We start from the raw sequence: 13,990 nt of genomic DNA on the forward strand, positions 1-13,990 counted from the left end.
GGCCGGGACCGCTCGGTCAGCAGCTCTTCCAGCTCGCCATGCGTGATGCCACAGTCAGCGGCGCCGAGCTCCGTGATGATCGACTCGAACACCGCCCGAGAGGATTCGAACGCTCCGGCGACATCGTGGTTCGCGTACCCTGCCACAGGGCTCCTTCTTTACGTTGATGGACGTCAGACAACCCACAACGTAACCAGAAGGAGCCCAGACCACGATCACCACCCACCGACCCCCCCGACCACAGCTCCCCTCAAAAGAGCCACACCCGTTTCAATTGAAACCACCCACCACAAAACCGCAGAACCCCAGTTTCAACTGAAACTGTTCACCTTGGGGATCCCAGGTGTCCCCAGTTTCAATTGAAACTGGGGAGGCTCAGGCCAAGGCTCGCAGGACCTGTTCCGGTGGGTGGGTGCCAGCGATGGCCGCGACCATCTCCACCGTTCGGCGGGTTTCCACCACGTGGTGCGCGCGGAAGACCCGAGCGCCGCCCCAGGCCGCGATCGCGGTGGCCGCCAGCGTGCCCTCCAGCCGCTCCGTGACCTCCGCGCCCAGGGTCTCGCCGATGAAGTCCTTGTTCGACAACGCCATCAGCACCGGCCAGCCGGTCGCCACCAGCTCGCCGACCCGCCGCAGCAGCGTCAGGCCGTGCCAGGTGTTCTTGCCGAAGTCGTGGGTCGGGTCGATCAGCACTCCGTGTGCGGGCACCCCGAGGCGCACCATCCGCTCGGCCCGCTCGACGAGTTCGGCGGTCACCTCGGCGACCACGTCGGCGTAGCGGGGCCGGTACGGATCGGTGCGCGGCGGCAGGCCGCCGGTGTGCGAGCACACGACGCCGACGCCGAACTCGGCGGCCACCTCGGCGAGCTTCGGGTCGGCGCCCGCCCAGGTGTCGTTGAGCAGGTCCGCCCCCGCCTCGCACACCTGGCGGGCCACGTCGTGGCGCCAGGTGTCGACGCTGATCACCAGGTTCGGGTGGCGTTCCCGGACCGCGGCGACGAACGGCGCCACCCGCCGGACCTCCTCGCCGGCGTCCACCACCTCGCCCTGCGCACCGGCGCGGACCCCGCCGATGTCGACGATGTCCGCGCCGTCGGCGACGGCCCGGTCCACGGCGGCGGTGGCCGCGTCGGTCTCGAAGGTGCGCCCCCGGTCGAAGAACGAGTCGCGGGTGCGGTTGACGATCGCCATCACCAGCGGTCGGTCCTGGGGCATGTCCTTGTCGCGGAACCGGAGTGGCTGCACAACTGCAGATCCTGGCACGTGGCCAGGACCGAGCGGTATGTGGATCGGTTTGCGCAGCGGTGCAGGTAGCCGAAATCAGCGGCCGCCTCGACCCGACTTGTGCATGACCAATAAGCGGCATCGGGGTTGCACTCGTGAGACGACCGCTGAGAACCCGCGGCGGCACAAGTTGCGTACGTGGCGAAAGAAAACGCGGCTAACGCCGCTTGCCTGACGCCTACGGGCAGTTCCGTGCGCCGCGCGGGTGCCCCTGGCTTTGGTCCGGGAGGGTCATGGGGCGCAGGCGTCCAGGGCTTCGTCGACGTCGGTGGCCACCGTGAGCACCTCCAGCGAGTGCTGGGTCGCGAAACCGGTGTCCACCAGGCCGTGCAGCCAGTCCATCAGCCCGCGGTAGTGCCCGTCGGGGTCCAGCAGCACGACCGGTTTGGCGTGCATGCCGATGTAGCGGGCCGTCCAGATCTCGAACAGCTCCTCGCAGGTGCCGATGCCGCCGGGCAGCGCGAGAAACGCCGTCGAGTGCGCGTCCATCAGGCCCTTGCGCTCCCGCATCGTGTCCACGACCAGCAGCTCGTCGGCCTCGGTATCGGCGACCTCGCGGTCCACCAGTGCGCGCGGGATGACGCCAACGGTCCGGCCGCCACCGGCCCGCGTCGCCCGGGCGACCTCGCCCATCATCGACACCCGGCCGCCGCCGGAGACCAGCGTCCAGCCGCGCTTGGCGATCTTGGTGCCCACCTCGGCAGCCAGGTCCAGGTGGTGCTGCGGCACCGGGCGCGACGCGCAGTAGACGCAGACCGCAACGTCCACAGTGGTCTCCCCCGCGATTTCCCCCAGTTCGGATTCAGCGCTGCTCAATGAGTGGCCTCCCACGCCTCGTACGCCTCCTGCACGATGCTGACCGCGTCGTCGATGTCGTCGGTGAGGTGCAGCAGCGCGAGATCCTTGTCGCCGATCTTGCCCGCGCCGTGCATGCTGTCCCGGATCCAGTCGTACAAGCCCTGCCAGTAGGACTTGCCGAACAGCACCACCGGGAACTTCGTGACCTTCTTCGTCTGCACCAGGGTCAGCGACTCGAACAGCTCGTCCATAGTGCCGAAGCCGCCGGGCAGGCAGACGAAGGCTTGCGCGTACTTGATGAACATCGTCTTGCGGACGAAGAAGTAGCGGAAGTTGACGCCGAGGTCCACCCACGGATTGAGGCCCTGCTCGAACGGCAGTTCGATGCCGAGTCCGATGGACAGCCCGCCGGCCTCCGACGCGCCGCGGTTTACGGCCTCCATCGCGCCCGGTCCGCCGCCGGTGATCACCGCGCAACCGATCCTGGCCAGCGCAGCACCGAGCTCGACGCCGACGGCGTACTCCGGGTGTTCCCGGGAGGTCCGCGCCGAACCGAACACGGTCACCGCGCGCGGCACCTCGGCGAGCGCGCCGAAGCCCTCCACGAACTCGGACTGGATGCGCATCACCCGCCACGGGTCGGTGTGCACCCAGTCCGACGGGCCGCGCGAGTCCAGCAGCCGCTGGTCGGTGGTGGTCGGATCGCTCAAACTCGCCCGGCGCAGCACCACGGGTCCGCGTTGCTTCTCCTGGGGGCGTTCCGAGCCGTTCGGCTCGCCCCACACGCCTTCGATTGTCATGCGGTCGAGAGTACGCACGGGCGATCGGCACCCATCGCCTGCCCGCCCCGGGAAATGGCTGTTCACGAGGGATTCACACGAGCGTGCAGCGGCGTACGATACGAAGAAAAGATCTAGTGGCGCCGGCGACGCCGGCCGCGCACACCACGCAGATCCGCCTCGATCTACGCAGGCGCCGGAGCGGGTCGCCGGGCACGACCGGAATCTAGCCCGGGAGCCAGCCATGCTCATAGAACTGCTGATCCTCATCATCGCCCTGGGTGTTATCTACGTAGCCGCGAGCGTCAAGGTCATCAAGCAGTACGAGCGCGGCGTGGTGTTTCGCCTCGGCCGCCTGCAGGAGCTCACCCGCGGACCAGGGCTGACGACGATCGTCCCGGTGATGGACCGGATGCGGAAGGTCAACCTGCAGATCGTCACCATGCCGGTGCCGGCCCAGGAGGGCATCACCCGCGACAACGTGACCGTCCGGGTGGATGCGGTCGTGTACTTCAAGGTCGAGGACCCGGCGCGCGCGATCGTCAACGTCGAGGACTACCTGTTCGCTGTCGGCCAGGTCGCGCAGACTTCGCTGCGCTCGATCATCGGCAAGAGCGACCTAGACGACCTGCTGTCCAACCGCGAACGGCTCAACCAGGGCCTGGAGCTGATGATCGACAACCCGGCGCTGGGCTGGGGCGTGCACATCGACCGGGTGGAGATCAAGGACGTCTCGCTGCCGGAGTCCATGAAGCGCTCGATCGCCCGCCAGGCCGAAGCAGAACGCGAAAGGCGTTCGCGAGTCATCTCGGCGGACGGCGAGTTCCAGGCATCCCGCAGGCTCGCCGACGCGGCGCACGTCATGGCCGACACCCCGGCCGCGCTCCAACTGCGCCTGCTGGAAACGGTCGTCGAAGTGGCCGCGGAGAAGAACTCCACGCTGGTGCTGCCCTTCCCGGTCGAACTCCTGCAGTTCGTCGACACCGCGAAGCACATCGCCGCCGCGACGAGCGGAGACGCAGCCCCGAGCGAGGAGCCCGCGAAGCAGCCGGTGGAGCTCACCGACGCGGAGCGGGAGGCGGCGGAGCTGCCCGCAGCGAGGCCGGAGGCAGCGGAGCTGCCGCAGCAACGCGAGGAAACCGACGGCCGGAGGGCGAGCACGGCGAAGCCGGCGGAGCGCTCGGAGAGCGCGGGGAGCGGCGAGGAGTCGATGCTCGGCATCGCCTGATCCCGCGCGTTGAGCGGAGTGAGGGGCACCCGTGACCGAATTGCCTGGTCACGAATGCCCCCTCACAGGATCACGAGAGGAAGCGGTGGAGGACCTCGGCGCAATGGCGGATTTCCGCCGTCGCGACGTGCTCCTGCTTGGTGTGGGCCAGGGTCGGTGAGCCCGGGCCGAAATTCACCGCCGGGAGGCCGCGGGCCGCGAAGCGGGCCACGTCGGTCCAGCCGAGCTTCGCGACCGGCTGCGCACCGGAGGCCTCGACCAGTTGCGCTGCCGCCGGGGCGGTCAGGCCGGGCAGCGCGCCCGGGGCCCCATCGACCACCGCGACCTCGAAGCCGCCGAAGACCTCGCGCAGGTGCGCTTCGGCGTCGGCCAACGACTTGTCCGGGGCGAACCGGTGGTTGACCGACACCACGCACTCGTCCGGCACCACGTTCCCCGCGACACCGCCGTCGATCCGGACCGCCTGCAGGCCTTCCCGGAATTGCAGGCCGTCGATCACCGGGTTGCGCGGCGTGTAGTCGACCAGCCGCTGAAGCACCGGGTGCGCCGCGTGAATCGCGTTGAGTCCCATCCACGCGCGAGCCGTGTGCGCGCGGGTACCCGTGGTGCGGACCTCCACGCGCATGGTGCCCTGACAGCCCGCCTCGATCGCGGCGTTCGACGGCTCGCACACCACCGCGAGGTCGCCGGCGAGCCAGTCCGGCAGCTCCCGCTCAATGCGGTTCAGGCCGTTCCGCTCGGCTTCCACTTCTTCGCAGTCGTAGAACACGAAAGTCAGGTCGTGGCGCGGTTCGGTGAGGGTCGCGGCGAGGTGCAGCATGACCGCGTCGCCGCCCTTCATGTCGACCGTGCCGCAGCCGTGCAGGACCTCCTCGGCGCCCGACCCGGTGCGCCGCAGCGGGAGGTTGTCGTTGATCGGCACGGTGTCCAGGTGTCCGGCCAGCACCACCCGCGAATCCCGGCCGAGGTTCGTCCGCGCCAGCACCGCGTCGCCGTTGCGCACCACTTCGAGGTGCGGCGCTTGGGCGCGCAACGCCTGTTCCACCGCATCGGCGATGGCTTTCTCCCCGCCGGAAACGCTGGGGATGTCCACCAGCGCGGCGGTGAGCTCGACGGGGTCAGCGGTGATATCGAACGACGCAGTCACGCCCCGGAGGCTACCCGGGGGGTCTCCGTTTCCGCTGGTAGCGACCCGTCAGCACGTCTGGGCGCTACCGCACCGGACCGCTCTCACGGGACCTGACCAGCAGAGACGGCGTTCGCCGGGCGTCGGGAACGGATGGGAACGGATGGGAACGGATGGGAACCGGATCCGCGCAACCACCGTCCAACGCGTGATCATCACGCTAGGCAGCCGCCGCTGGAGGTGGGCATGGATTACACGGCCAATCCCGACGCGCTCAGGAAGGCTGGGGCGAGCGCGAAATCGGCCGGCGAGCAGGCCGGGCAGGTCAAGCTCGGACCCCCGCCCGAGGACATCGCCGAGGCGATGCCCGGCGGCAAGTCGGAAGGCGCGGCGAAGCAGGTCGCACAAAGCTGGGAGAAGGCGATCAAGTCCTGGAGCGAGGCCGCCCTCCAGCACGGCGATTCGCTGAACGCGACCGCCGACGAGTACCAGAACTCCGACGAGTCCGGCGCGGCCGACATAGGCCGCCTCGAAGCACAGGCCGGAAGGTAGGCAGCGAGATGGTGTCCTTCGCCGATGTGCGTCGCTGGAAACCGGAGGGCCTCGACGCCGTCCACAACGACCTCGGCAAGCGCCGCGACGACCTGATCAACCTGCAGGACGAGCTGGACGGCGCCAAGAACCCCGAGGGCTGGAACGGGAAAGCCGCCGACGGCTCGGCCAAGCAGCACGAGAAGCTGATGTCGGACATGCGCTCGCTGGTGGCCGAGGTCGCCACCGTGCGGGTCGCGGTCGCCGCGGCGGCCGACGACGTCGCCAGGATCAAGCAGCAGATCCAGCAGGCCGAGCACGAGGCGCAGGCCAACGGCTTCGAGATCACCGAAGAGGGCGGCGTCAAGGACGTCAAGCCGCCGCAGGACGTGCCGGAAGACCAGCTGGAGCAGGTCAAGCAGCAGCGGATCCAGGTCCGCGACAAGCTGGTCGAGACGATCGAGAAGATCCTCGACGAGGCCGAACGCACCGACGCCGAACTCGCCAAGGCGCTGACCTCGGCGGAGCAGGACGAGATCAAGCCCGGCAAAGGCGATTCCCTGGCCGATGCCGCGAACACCGACGACATCAAGGCCCTCGCGGAGTCCGCCGGGAAACCGAAGGACGACTCGCCGAAGGCCACGGCGGAGTGGTGGAAGTCGCTGTCCGACGAGCAGCGCGCGGCGCTGCGCGAGAACCCGCCCGAATGGCTGGGCAACCGCGACGGCATCCCCGCGGAGGTCCGCGACGAGGCCAACCGCAGCCGGATCGACGACGTGCGCGGCGACCTGCAGGCGGAGAAGGCGAAGCTGGAACAGGGCGGCGTTTCCGAGGACGAGAAGGAAAAGCTCCAGCAGGTCAACGACAAGCTCAAGTCCCTCGACGAGGTCGAGAAGACCATCGCCAAGGAGCAGCCGCCGCGCCAGTTGCTGGTGCTCGACAGCAGCGGCGAGCGGATGAAGGCAGCCGTGGCGGTGGGCGATGTGGACACCGCCGACCACGTCTCGGTGTTCACCCCCGGCTACACGACGACGGTCCAGGGCAGCCTCGGCGACTACGACTCGAAGATGCAGGAACTGGTCAAGGAATCGAAGGCCGAACTCAACCGCAACGGCAAGGACGACAGCGTCGCCGCAGTCGCCTGGCTGGGCTACGAGGCCCCGCAGAAGTCCGAGGACACGGACGTTTTCGGCGATTCGGTGGTCAGCTCCAACTCCGCCCAGGAAGGCGGGGAGAAGCTGAACAACTTCTACAAGGGGATCAACGAGTCCCGCGACACCGACCCGCACCTGACCGCGATCGGGCACTCCTACGGCTCCACCACCACCGGCTACGCCCTGCAGGGCGGCGGCCACGGCGTCGACGACGCGATCATCTTCGGCTCGCCCGGCGTCGGCACCAACGACATCGAGGACCTGCACGTCCCGGAGGGGCACGCCTTCCGGTTGGAAGCCAAGGACGACCCGGTCGCGGACTTCGCCCGGTTCGGCGGCGACCCGTCCCACATGGACGGTTTCAAGGACCTGTCCACCGAGAAGTCGGCCGAGGGCAAGGGCGTCGAGGGCCACAGCGATTACCTGAAACCCGACACCACCAGCCAGCACAACATGGCTTCAGTGGTCGCGGGCTTGCCGGACAACACTGTGGAGGGCAAGACCGACGGCGTCGGCGATGTGATCTCCTACGTGCCGCACCAGGCCCAGGAAGCGGGCTCCGCGATCTACGACTTCGGCGAGAAGACGGTGTCCGGTGCCAAGGACCTGGGCGAGAAGACGGTATCCGGCATCAAGGACTTCTTCTCATGAGAAAACTCATCCTGTTCGTCCTCTGCGGTCTGCTCGCCACCAGCTGCGCGAGCGGACCTGAACCGTCCGACGGGGGAAACGTGTCAGACCCGCACAGCATGCTGCAGCAGCGACCGTCTATGGAAGAGATCACCTCGCGCTACGAGGAAATGCAGCAGAAGCTGCGGGATCGGCTGTCCGCCGATCTCGGCCTCGCGACGCCGTGGATCAACAAGGGCGACCCCGGCCAGGCGGCCTGCCAGGGCAAGGAGCTCTCGCATGTCGACGGCGCCGAAGAGCACAGTCTGGACACCTGGGTCTACGAGGGCAATATCCCGGACGGCGAGTGGGACCGGGCTCAGCAGATCGCCATCGACGTCACCAAGGAGTACGGCTTCAAGGAGCTGGAGATCGTGGTGAACCGGCCCGGTGACCACAAGGTCGAGATGCGGGACGACTTCGGCGCGAAGCTGCAGTTCGGCACCAAGGTGAACACGATCATGAGCCTCCGCACCGGCTGTCACCTGCTCCAGTCCGCCAAGGGCTGACCCCAGTAGCGGCCGCCAGCCGTGAGTCCTTCGGGTTGCTGCGGCGGCCCGAAGGACTCCCGGCCGCGTCTCCGCAGCAACCGACCAGTTCGCCGAAAGGCCAGGCCGCGTCATGGTGCCGTTTGCCGCCGTTCGGCGTTGGAAAACCGATGCGCTGGAGGGGGTTTTCCGTACCCTCGGCAAGCGCCGGGACGAGTTGGCCGGCCTCGACGACGAGCTCAACGTGCCGGCCGGGCACTCGTACCGGATCGAGGCGAAGAACGACTGGGTGGCCGACCTGGGCCGCTTCGGCGGCGACCCCAGCCACCTGGGCGGGATGACCGGACTGTCCGCGAAGGACTCCGAGCACGGCAAGGGCGTCGAGGGTCTCAGCAGCTGCCTCACCCCCCAGCACCGGCCAGTACAACATGAGCGCGGTGGTGGCCGGAGTGCCGGATCGGGCGGTCAAGGACAATGGCCGCGGCATCGGCGACATGATCTCCGGCATCATCTCCTGAGGCGACCGTCGCCAACACCGGACCCGACGGGGGAATCGTGGAAGACCCGCGCAGCCTGCTCCGCCAGCGCCCCAGCATCGAGGAGATCAGCGAGCGCTACGAACAGATGCAGCAGCGACTGCTGGACCGCCTCAACACCGAGGTCGGGCCGCTGTCGTGGGCGGTGTCGGACCCCGTCAGCCGGGCCGGCTGCACCGAGTTCCCGGACGTCTTCGACGCGGAGAGCCGGGTGCTGGAGTCGTGGCGGGCGCCCGGCAACCTCCCGGACGCGGATTGGCCACTGGCCGTGGAGATCGTCCAGGAGATCACCGTCGAGTACGGCTTCGGCGAGCCCGAGATCATCGTCAACCGCAGCGGCGACCACGAGATCATCGGCAACGATCAGTTCGGCGCGGTCTACCAGTTCGGCACCGCAGCCAACACGGTGCTGATGATCACCACTGGCTGTCACCTGCTCGCCGCCGCGAAGGGCTGAAAGCCTGTTTCCACTCGGTTCAGGTAGCGGCTTCTCAGACACCGTCTGGACTCCGGAATCCCCGACACTCACGCACGTCCAGGCCTCGCCAGACGACGTCTGAGAAGCCGCGGCGGTGCCGGTTGCGAGAGTTGGCCAAATGGCTGACACCGTCTGAAGAACAAAACCGCCCTTGCACCCGACACTGGTGCGTCGTTCGGCCCGCCCGGTGGGGCCCACCCCTGCGGGACGCCACCACCTGCGCCGATTACCGTTTCCGGTATGAGTGCACAGTCTCCCGACCCGCAGACCACGGGTGCCCACGGCGTGGGCATGGCCACCGTGACCGACGACGGCACGGTGCTGGACACCTGGTTCCCCACCGTCAAGCTCGGCGAGCCGGGGCAGTCCGGAACCACGCGGCTGACCGCCGACCAGGCGGCCGAGTCCCTCGGCGAGGCCGGGGCGGCCCTGCTCGGGCGGGACGAGGCCCGCGGGGTCGAGGTCGTCGCGGTGCGCACCGAGATCGGTCGGCTCTCCGACGAGCCGGTCGACGCGCACGACATCTACCTGCGCCTGCACCTCCTGTCGCACCGGCTGGTCCGCCCGCACGGGCAGAACCTCGACGGGATGTTCGGCCTGCTCGCCAACGTCGTGTGGACCAACCACGGCCCATGCCCGGTGGAGGGCTTCGAGGCAACCCGGCTGCGGCTGCGGGCGCGCGGCGCGGTCACCGTCTACAGCGTCGACAAATTCCCTCGCATGGTCGACTACGTCGTGCCGTCCGGGGTCCGCGTCGGCGACGCCGACCGGGTCCGGCTGGGTGCGCACCTCGCCAGCGGCACCACCGTGATGCACGAGGGCTTCGTCAACTTCAACGCCGGCACGCTGGGCGCGTCGATGGTGGAGGGCCGGATCTCGGCCGGGGTCGTCGTCGGCGACGGCTCCGACGTCGGGGGCGGCGGCTCGATCATGGGCACCCTCTCCGGCGGCGGCAAGGAGGTCATCTCCGTCGGCGAGCGCTGCCTGATCGGCGCCAACGGCGGCGTGGGCATCTCGCTGGGCGACGACTGCGTCGTGGAAGCGGGCCTGTACATCACGGCGGGCACGAAGGTGACGCTGCCGGACGGCACCATCACCAAGGCCCTGGAGCTGTCCGGCTCGGACGGCCTGCTGTACCGCCGCAACTCCACCACCGGCACGATCGAGGTCACCGCCCGCACCGGCGGCAAGGTGGAGCTGAACGCGGCGCTCCACGCCAACGACTGACCCGAACGGGCTTCCGACACCACGAAGGGCTCCTTCGACCGACCTTGGGTTCTAGCCGGTCGAAGGGGCCCTTCACCCCGTAATCCGGGCGGTTTTCACTGGATGGGCGAGGCATCGCTCGGGGCGGTCGGTTTTATCATTGGCAATGGCTACCAGCTGGCAGCAACGAGACCTGACGAGCGTCGTTGAACTGCCCGCCGAGCCCTTGGCGGCCGATCGGCGGGCACCCCTCGCCGAGCACATCCGGGCCGGGTTGGACGCCCGCCTGCGCGCCCTGATCGCACACGATCCGGGCACCAGGCGAGGCGAGGATCCCGAGGAACTGCACCAGATGCGGGTATCGGTGCGCCGGATGCGCGCGATGCTGCTGTCCGGCCGGCCGTTCCTCGATCAGGACTGGTCGGAGCCGCTGCGCGCGGAGCTGGGCTGGCTGGGCAAGGCGCTGGGCCCGGTCCGCGATCTCGACGTTCTGCTGGAACGGCTCCGCGAGGAGAGCGCCGACCTCCCAGCAGACGAGCGCGCCGCGGCGGACCGGCTGATCGCCGGGCTGGAGGCCGAGCACGGCCTCGCGCGGGTCGCGATGCTCACCGCGCTGGACAGCGACCGGTACCTGGCCTTGCTCCGTTCGATCGCCGACGCGCTCCGCTCCGGACTGCCGACTCCGGACTCCGATGTGGACGCAGAGCGCAAGCTGCGCAGGCTGGTGGTCGGCCAGTTCCGCAAACTCCGGAAATCCGTTGCACAGCTACCGGAAGTGCCCGCCGACGACGAGCTGCACGCGCTGCGCATCCGGGGCAAGCGGGTGCGCTACACCGCGGAGCTGGCGCAGCCGGCGTTCGGGAAACCGATGCAGCAGCTGATCAAGGCGGCGCGGCAGTTCCAGGACGTGCTCGGGGAACACCAAGACGCCAGCGTCGCGGAGGAGCGCGTCCGCAGTTTGCTCAGCGACCTGGGCGAGGACGTCGACGCCGCGGTCGCCTTCGTGGCGGGGCGCCTGGTCGAGCGCGAACAGACGCGCAAGGCAGCCCGCCGGACCCAGTGGAAACCGGCTTGGGAAGCCCTGGACACCGCGGCCGCAGCGATCTGACAGCGCTTCCCCCGGACAAGCGCCCGCCTGGACTCCGGAATCCCCGACTTACGTATGACCCACGCGGCATCGGGGCTGTTCCTCGCCAGACGACGTCCGAGAACCCGCAGCAGTGCGAGTGTCGTAGATGGGCTAGGCGGCTGGCGCCGCTTCAAAGACGAAAGCCCGGACTACCACATCCCGGACGACCACTTCCAAAACGGCCTCGGCAGCACAAGCGCTCACGGGACTGAACCGGTCATTCGCCCAGGCGTTTGGCGACTGCGGCGATGCGCTCATCCGTCGCCGTCAGGGCGATGCGGACGTGGCGGTCGCCCGCCGGACCGTAGAAGGTGCCCGGCGCGACGAGAATTCCCCGCCGCGCCAACCAATCCACCGTCTCCCAAGCACCGTCACCGCGGGTCGCCCACAGGTACAGGCCCGCCTCAGAGTGCTCGATCCGGAACCCCGCCGCCTCCAGCGCGGGCCGCAGCACCGCCCGCCGCGCCGCGTAGAGCTCGCGCTGCGCGCTCACATGCGCGTCGTCGCTCAGCGCCGCGGTGATCGCCTCCTGCACCGGGCGCGGGACGATCATCCCCGCGTGCTTGCGCAGCTCCAGCACGCGCGCCACCAGATCCGGATCGCCGGTGATGAACCCGGCGCGATACCCCGCCAGGTTGGAGGACTTCGACAGCGAATGCACGGCTAGCACGCCGCGGAAGTCGGAGCTCACCGAGGGGTGCAGCACCGACACCGGTTCGGCCTCCCACCCGAGCGCGAGGTAGCACTCGTCGGCTGCCACCACCGCGCCGAGCTCCCGCGCCGCCCGCACCAAGTCGGCGAGTTGCTGCGCACCCAGCACCCGCCCGGTCGGGTTGGACGGGGAATTCAGCCACAGCAAAACGGTTCCGGGCGGCGGCAGCTCGCCGGGCGCGAGCCGGACCACCTCGGCGCCGGCGATCTTCGCGCCCACCTCGTAGGTCGGGTAGGCCAGGTCCGGGATCGCGACGATGTCACCGGGCCGGACGCCGAGCAGCAGCGGCAGCCAGGCCACCAGTTCCTTCGAACCGATGGTCGGCATCACCGCGTCCGGTACCAGGCCGGATACGCCGTGGCGCCGGTGCAGCGCGGCGACGGCGGCCTCGCGGAGCTCCGGGGTGCCGTGCGTGGCCGGGTAGCCCGGCTGGTCGGCCACCGCCGACAACGCCCGCTGCAGGTTCTCCGGCACCGGGTCGACCGGCGTGCCGACCGAGAGGTTGACGATGCCGTCCGGGTGCAGCCGGGCCGTGGCGGTCTGGGCCGCCAGCGAGTCCCACGGAAAGTCCGGCAGCTGCGGGCCCCGGGGTCCGGGCGCCGGGGCGCCCGGACCGGTTCCGGAGCTCATTCGCCCTGCGGGGGCAGGCTCTTGATGGGCTCGACGTCCTTGTCGACCTTGCCCACCTTCGCGGCACCGCCCGGCGAGCCCAGCTCGTCGAAGAAGTCCACGTTCGCCTTGGTGTAGGCCGCCCACTCCTCTGGCACGTCGTCCTCGTAGTAGATGGCCTCCACCGGGCAGACCGGTTCGCAGGCACCGCAGTCGACGCACTCATCGGGGTGGATGTAGAGCATCCGCCCGCCCTCGTAGATGCAATCGACAGGGCATTCCTCGATGCATGCCTTGTCGAGCACGTCGACGCAGGGCTCGGCGATCACGTAGGTCACGGTTGCTCTCCTGCTCGAAGCGTTGTCCTACTCGCGCTCAGGAACCTCCTGAGGCGACTGCTGACAGTATCTCTCGTACCCACCCTGGACACGTAACTGGTCCCATAGCGCGGGAGCCGGACCGACTCTACGACGCCCGGGTTAACGGCGTAAACCATTGCGCCGCAACCATTGCGCCCCGAGCCGCCCAACCTTGCGCAAAGCCGATCTTTCGCCCAGGTAGCCACCCACGACGCCGACGACCGGGACGCTGCCGAGCAACTCGTGGTAGAAGCGGCCCTGCGGTCGCTTGCCGAGTTCCGAATCGATCTCCCACAGCGCACGTGCCATTCGCCACACCGTGCGCGCGACCGCCTTGGGCGTCGCCCGGCCGTGCTCGTGGCGCGAAGCCTCGATGTCCTCGGTGAGTTCCGAGACCCGTTCGTCGTCCTCGGCGTGCCCCGCCGCCAGCTCGGCCGAGAGCTCGCGTTCGAGCAGCACCTTGGCGATCAGCTGCACCTTGACGGCCCGGTCGGTCACACCGTGCTCGGCGGCGATGGCGCACAACACCAAGCCCTGCCCGGTGATGCCGAGAGCGTTGCGGATCGGCAGCCGCGAGGTGATCACCCCGCCGAACCGGGGCAGCCCGGCGACCAGCGCGAGGAACCTCCCGACCCGCGATGCCCACCAGTCACAGCGATCCTCGACGGACATCGCATCCCAGGCGGAACTGCCGGGCAGCTGCATCCCGTCGAGCTGGCGCAGGACCTTCCGCAGCGCCCCGTCGGACTCCCCCAACTCGAGCTCCTCGCTCCGGCCGCGCAGCCGCAGCGGATCCGACTCACGCAAGGCATCAAGCACCGGCGCGGTCGCCCTCACGAACGGCCGCAGCACGGCCGCGATCCGCTCGTCGGTCAACACCTCAGCCATCGCCGCTCCCCGAGAC

Annotated in this window: 14 protein-coding genes; 7 read left to right on the forward strand and 7 right to left on the reverse strand. The window is 69.1% G+C overall.

Annotated features, from left to right (window positions below; genetic code table 11):
• Window positions 1–375: 375 nt before the first annotated feature.
• The 3 genes from folP to SSPN_RS0110080 all read right to left on the reverse strand — a co-directional run bounded on the left by folP (window position 376) and on the right by SSPN_RS0110080 (window position 2,882).
• On the reverse strand, window positions 376–1,215 hold the full coding sequence (folP, locus tag SSPN_RS0110070) for a dihydropteroate synthase (RefSeq protein ID WP_187764815.1): 840 nt from the start codon (window positions 1,213–1,215) through the stop codon (window positions 376–378).
• A gap of 300 nt (window positions 1,216–1,515) precedes the next feature.
• Window positions 1,516–2,100, reverse strand: coding sequence for an LOG family protein (locus SSPN_RS0110075; protein WP_010694152.1), 585 nt, complete (start codon window positions 2,098–2,100; stop codon window positions 1,516–1,518).
• Window positions 2,097–2,882 carry an LOG family protein gene (locus SSPN_RS0110080; RefSeq protein WP_010694155.1) on the reverse strand — a complete coding sequence of 262 codons (786 nt, stop codon included), beginning with the start codon at window positions 2,880–2,882 and terminating at the stop codon, window positions 2,097–2,099. The genes SSPN_RS0110075 and SSPN_RS0110080 overlap by 4 nt, the downstream gene beginning before the upstream one ends.
• 223 nt (window positions 2,883–3,105) lie before the next feature.
• On the opposite strand from SSPN_RS0110080, the gene SSPN_RS0110085 reads away from it, so the two are divergent.
• On the forward strand, window positions 3,106–4,089 hold the full coding sequence (locus SSPN_RS0110085; RefSeq protein ID WP_010694156.1) for a slipin family protein: 984 nt from the start codon (window positions 3,106–3,108) through the stop codon (window positions 4,087–4,089).
• Between the two features lie 70 nt (window positions 4,090–4,159).
• On the opposite strand, the gene dapE is transcribed toward SSPN_RS0110085, so the two are convergent.
• Window positions 4,160–5,236: a succinyl-diaminopimelate desuccinylase gene (dapE, locus tag SSPN_RS0110090; protein WP_010694157.1), complete on the reverse strand. Its 1,077-nt coding sequence runs from the start codon at window positions 5,234–5,236 to the stop codon at window positions 4,160–4,162.
• A gap of 225 nt (window positions 5,237–5,461) precedes the next feature.
• Here dapE and SSPN_RS0110095 point away from each other — a divergent pair, with 225 nt between their 5' ends.
• From SSPN_RS0110095 to SSPN_RS0110125, 6 genes are all read left to right on the forward strand, one after another.
• On the forward strand, window positions 5,462–5,767 hold the full coding sequence (locus SSPN_RS0110095; protein ID WP_010694158.1) for a hypothetical protein: 306 nt from the start codon (window positions 5,462–5,464) through the stop codon (window positions 5,765–5,767).
• A gap of 8 nt (window positions 5,768–5,775) precedes the next feature.
• Window positions 5,776–7,551: an alpha/beta hydrolase gene (locus tag SSPN_RS0110100; protein ID WP_010694159.1), complete on the forward strand. Its 1,776-nt coding sequence runs from the start codon at window positions 5,776–5,778 to the stop codon at window positions 7,549–7,551.
• Window positions 7,548–8,078: an LppA family lipoprotein gene (locus tag SSPN_RS43275; RefSeq protein ID WP_010694161.1), complete on the forward strand. Its 531-nt coding sequence runs from the start codon at window positions 7,548–7,550 to the stop codon at window positions 8,076–8,078. Before SSPN_RS0110100 ends, SSPN_RS43275 begins: the two co-directional genes overlap by 4 nt.
• Window positions 8,079–8,609: 531 nt before the next feature.
• Window positions 8,610–9,050: an LppA family lipoprotein gene (locus SSPN_RS43280; RefSeq protein WP_272941756.1), complete on the forward strand. Its 441-nt coding sequence runs from the start codon at window positions 8,610–8,612 to the stop codon at window positions 9,048–9,050.
• A gap of 261 nt (window positions 9,051–9,311) precedes the next feature.
• Window positions 9,312–10,298: a 2,3,4,5-tetrahydropyridine-2,6-dicarboxylate N-succinyltransferase gene (gene dapD / locus SSPN_RS0110120; protein WP_010694165.1), complete on the forward strand. Its 987-nt coding sequence runs from the start codon at window positions 9,312–9,314 to the stop codon at window positions 10,296–10,298.
• Window positions 10,299–10,443: 145 nt separating this feature from the next.
• Entirely contained in the window at window positions 10,444–11,385 is a 942-nt protein-coding gene (locus SSPN_RS0110125) for a CHAD domain-containing protein (protein WP_010694167.1), read from the forward strand.
• Between the two features lie 238 nt (window positions 11,386–11,623).
• Here SSPN_RS0110125 and dapC read toward each other — a convergent pair whose 3' ends face one another.
• The 3 genes from dapC to SSPN_RS0110140 all read right to left on the reverse strand — a co-directional run bounded on the left by dapC (window position 11,624) and on the right by SSPN_RS0110140 (window position 13,974).
• Complete coding sequence (gene dapC / locus SSPN_RS0110130) at window positions 11,624–12,748, reverse strand: succinyldiaminopimelate transaminase (protein WP_010694169.1); 1,125 nt, start codon at window positions 12,746–12,748, stop codon at window positions 11,624–11,626.
• Window positions 12,745–13,065 carry a ferredoxin gene (fdxA, locus tag SSPN_RS0110135; protein WP_010694171.1) on the reverse strand — a complete coding sequence of 107 codons (321 nt, stop codon included), beginning with the start codon at window positions 13,063–13,065 and terminating at the stop codon, window positions 12,745–12,747. The genes dapC and fdxA overlap by 4 nt, the downstream gene beginning before the upstream one ends.
• Window positions 13,066–13,206: 141 nt before the next feature.
• Complete coding sequence (locus tag SSPN_RS0110140) at window positions 13,207–13,974, reverse strand: hypothetical protein (protein WP_010694175.1); 768 nt, start codon at window positions 13,972–13,974, stop codon at window positions 13,207–13,209.
• Window positions 13,975–13,990 lie beyond the last annotated feature (16 nt).

Origin of the sequence: Saccharopolyspora spinosa NRRL 18395, assembly GCF_000194155.1 — a bacterium.
Taxonomy (GTDB): domain Bacteria; phylum Actinomycetota; class Actinomycetes; order Mycobacteriales; family Pseudonocardiaceae; genus Saccharopolyspora; species Saccharopolyspora spinosa.